We start from the raw sequence: 3,801 nt of genomic DNA on the forward strand, positions 1-3,801 counted from the left end.
CACAACGAGTCGCTCGGGAACCCCGGATCGGCCGACCCGGGGGCGCCGGACCGGAACAGTTCGCGGCGTGGGTCGCGCGGGTGGACAGTTCGCTGCGTGCGCACGTCGGAGAATTCGTGGCCGCCCGATGCGCCGAGGAACTCGGGGTGGCGGGGTTCGACGAGCCGCGCCGGGTAGTGCTCGATTTCGTGTCCGGCGGAAAATACCTGCGCCCGACGTTCATGTACCTCGGATACCTCTGTGGGGCAGAGGAATCCGACGCAGCACTCCGTGCCTCGGCGAGCCTGGAACTACTGCACGCGTTCGCGTTGCTGCAGGACGATGTCATGGACGAATCCGGCACCCGCCGCGGCCTCCCCAGTGCCCATGTTCGCTTGGCGGGCTGGCATTCCGCGCGCGGAGCATCGGGTTCGTCCGCGCGGTTCGGTGAGTCCGCGGCGGTATTGGTGGGCGATCTGTGCCTGGTCTGGGCCGAGCGGATGCTGCGCGAGAGTGGTATCGACGCCGCCGCGGCGGCCAGAGTGTGGCCGCGGTATGACGCGATGCGCGCCGAACTGGCCGTCGGGCAACTCGCCGATCTGCTCAACGATGCGATGCGCGCGCCCGCGCTGGAAGACGTTCTCGATATCGCCCGCCGCAAATCCGGCAACTACACCGTGCGCAGGCCGTTGGAGCTGGGCGCGGCGATGGCCGGCTGCCCGCCACAGGTGCTGGAAGCGCTCGGTGAATACGGTGCGTGCGTGGGCGAAGCCTTTCAGCTCCGCGACGATCTGCTCGGCTTGTTCGGTGACCCCGCCACCACGGGAAAGCCCGCAGGTGCCGACCTGCGGGAACGCAAGGCCACCACGATCGTGGCCCTGACCGAACTGCTGGCCGGGCCCGCCGGGCGCGCCCGGTTGCACGAATTGTGGTCGCGTGGCGACTTCGGCGACGAAGCGGTTCGGGCGGCGCTGACGGTGATCATCGACAGTGGCGCACCACAGCACGCCGAGCAGATGATCACCGACCGGCTACAGCGCGCGCAGTCGATCCTCGAGCGCAGCGGTCTCGATCCGGCCGCCGTCGCGGCGCTACAGAAGATGGCCTGGTCGTGCACGCGGCGTGAGCACTGAATCCGCACACCGATCTCCGAAGAGCGAACCGGACACCAGGGAGAAGTAACGATGCGCACCGTCGCCGGAAACACCGACCACGTCGTGGTGGTCGGTGCGGGATTGGCCGGACTGTCTGCCGCGCTACACCTTGCCGGCCGTGGGCGCGCGGTCACCGTGCTCGAACGCGACCCTGTACCGGGCGGGCGTGCCGGACGTCACGACGCCGGCGGGTACCGGCTCGACACCGGACCCTCGGTACTCACCATGCCGGAGATCGTCGCCGATACCCTCGCCGCCGTCGGTGAAAATATCGGTGACCGGCTCGAACTGCATCCGGTGGCGCCCGCGTATCGAGCACATTTCGCCGATGGCAGTCGCTTGGACGTGCACAGCGACGCCGCGGCCATGGAAGACAGCATCTTCGAGTTCGCCGGCGCCGATGCCGTCGCCGGTTACCGCAAATTACGCTCTTGGTTGACCGAGCTGTACCGTGTCGAATTCGACCGCTTCATCGCCAGCAACTTCGACTCACCACTATCGCTGCTGAACCCCGCACTGGCGCGGCTGGTCGCATTGGGCGGTTTCCGCAGCATGGACCGAGCCATCGGCCAGTTCTTCACCGATCCGCGACTACAGCGGGTTTTCACCTTCCAGTCCCTGTATGCCGGAGTGTCGCCGCAGCGTGCGCTGGCACTGTATGCGGTGATCGCCTACATGGATACCGTCGGCGGCGTGTACTTCCCACGTGGCGGGATGCGGGCGTTACCGGACGCTCTGGCCGCCGCGGCCCGCGATGCGGGTGTGGTGTTCCATTACGACCGCACCGTCACCGAATTGGAGCGGCGCGGTCCCCGGGTCACCGCCGTACACACCGCCGACGGTCAGCGAATCGCCAGTGATGCCGTGGTGGTGGCCACGGAACTCGACACCGCCTACCGGCTGTTGGGCCGGCGCCCTCGTCGCCCGGGACGGATACAACCCGCGCCGTCGGCGCTGGTGCTGCATGCCGGCATGCCGGCCGGTGCGGCCACCGCCCACCACAGTGTGCTGTTCGGCGACGCGTGGACGAGTACGTTCGACGAGCTGATCAGCCGAGGTGAGCTCATGCGCGATCCCTCTCTGCTGGTCACCCGGCCCACCGCGTCCGATCCGTCGCTGGCCCCGGCCGGCCGCGACCTGTACTACGTCCTGGCGCCGGTACCCAACCTCGAACGCAGTCCACACCTCGGCTGGCAGCACCGAGCTCGGTCCTACAGCCGGGAACTGGCGGAGATCGTCGACCGGCGCCTGGTCCCCGGCTTCGCCGAGCATGCCGAGATCGTGCACCTGATGAGTCCGATCGACTGGGCCCGCCAGGGAATGCGGGCGGGTACGCCGTTCTCGCTCGCCCACACTCTCGCCCAGACCGGGCCGTTCCGGCCCGCGAATCTACCGCGCGGGGTCTCGAACGCGGTCCTGGCCGGATGTGGCACCGTCCCGGGGGTGGGGGTGCCCACCGCATTGCTGTCGGGCCGCTTGGCGGCCGATCGCATCACCGGTGTCCGTGCCGCAACTGCGCGCACCACCCTGGCCCACGCAACGAGTTCCTGGCCATGATCGGCGCGGAATTGGATGCCGCGGGCATCACCGAACCGATGCTGCGTGTGGCATACCGGCGGTGCCGGGACCTGAACTCCACCCACGGCCGAACTTTCTTCCTCGCCACCCGGCTGCTCGCGCCGGCGCAACGTCCTGCGATCCATGCCCTGTACGGATTCGCTCGCTGGGCCGACGATATCGTCGACCTGCCGGACCCCGGCACCGAAAGCCCCGCGGTACGCCTGGAAATCCTGTCCCAGCGTCTGTTCGACAGTTTCCGCACGCCCGGCGAGGGAGATTCCGTCGTGGCCGCGGTGAGTCACACCGCGAAACGGTATGCGCTCGATCCCGCACTGTTCCAGGCATTCCTGGAGTCCATGCGGATGGACTTGACGGTCACCGACTATCCGGACCGGACTGCCCTGGATCGCTACGTTCACGGGTCCGCGGAAGTAATCGGCCTGCAGGTCCTGCCGGTATTGGGTACCGACTGTCCCGTGGCGGAAGCCGCCCCGTACGCCGTGGCGCTCGGCAAGGCGTTTCAGCTCACCAACTTCTTACGTGATATCGCCGAAGACCTCGATCGTGGCCGGGTCTACCTGCCCGCCGACGAACTGGCAGCCTTCGGTGTGGACCGGGCACGACTGCAATGGTGCCGCGACCACCGTCGCACCGACGCCCGGGTCCGCGAGAGCCTGGCTGCCCAGCATGCCATCGCCCGCGACTGGTATCGCACCGCCCGCCTCGGCATCGACCTACTGCATCCGGTATCCCGGCCTTGCGTCACCACGGCAGCGGTGCTCTACGGCGAGATCCTGGACAGGATCGAGGCCGACGACTTCGCCGTATTCGCCGGGCGGGCCGCGGTCGGTCGAGTGCGGCGCGTCAGCGTTGCCGGATCAGCTCTCGTACGTGCCCTGTGGGCCCGCCGCCACGGGCGCGCTCGCACACTCGGCGCCCCGGTGGCGCCGTCATGACCCGAGCTCACCGCACCGGCGCGGGGCGGGGCGGGGGGGGGGGGGGCCCGGGGGGGGGGCGGGGGGGGGGGGGGGGGGGTGGGGTATTTGGTGGTGGGGGGCCTTAGGGGGGGCAGGCGGGGGGGGGGGGAGGGGCGGGGGCCGGGGGTAGG

At 69.2% G+C, this 3,801-nt stretch carries 3 protein-coding genes; all 3 read left to right on the top strand.

Translation table 11 applies throughout. The features are described from left to right. Positions 1 to 26 precede the first annotated feature (26 nt). Genes QH195_RS16410 through QH195_RS16420 form a run of 3 tightly spaced genes read left to right on the top strand, consistent with a single transcriptional unit; the run spans position 27 to position 3,649 of the window. Positions 27 to 1,112, top strand: a complete 1,086-nt coding sequence (locus tag QH195_RS16410) for a polyprenyl synthetase family protein (RefSeq protein WP_432278840.1) — start codon at positions 27 to 29, stop codon at positions 1,110 to 1,112. A 51-nt stretch (positions 1,113 to 1,163) separates the two neighbouring features. After that, a complete protein-coding gene (gene crtI / locus QH195_RS16415) occupies positions 1,164 to 2,690 on the top strand; it encodes a phytoene desaturase family protein (protein WP_280436014.1) in 1,527 nt (508 codons plus the stop codon). Beyond that, positions 2,687 to 3,649: a phytoene/squalene synthase family protein gene (locus QH195_RS16420; protein ID WP_280436015.1), complete on the top strand. Its 963-nt coding sequence runs from the start codon at positions 2,687 to 2,689 to the stop codon at positions 3,647 to 3,649. The genes crtI and QH195_RS16420 overlap by 4 nt, the downstream gene beginning before the upstream one ends. Positions 3,650 to 3,801: the final 152 nt, after the last annotated feature.

The sequence above is a fragment of the Nocardia carnea genome (genome assembly GCF_029868855.1).
Classification (GTDB): domain Bacteria; phylum Actinomycetota; class Actinomycetes; order Mycobacteriales; family Mycobacteriaceae; genus Nocardia; species Nocardia carnea_A.

What these genes read in the sequence shown, in the direction of transcription:
- QH195_RS16420 (WP_280436015.1), top strand. Translation starts at nt 2,687, where the DNA reads ATGATCGGCGCGGAATTGGATGCCGCGGGCATCACCGAACCGATGCTG.
- crtI (WP_280436014.1), top strand. Translation starts at nt 1,164, where the DNA reads ATGCGCACCGTCGCCGGAAACACCGACCACGTCGTGGTGGTCGGTGCG.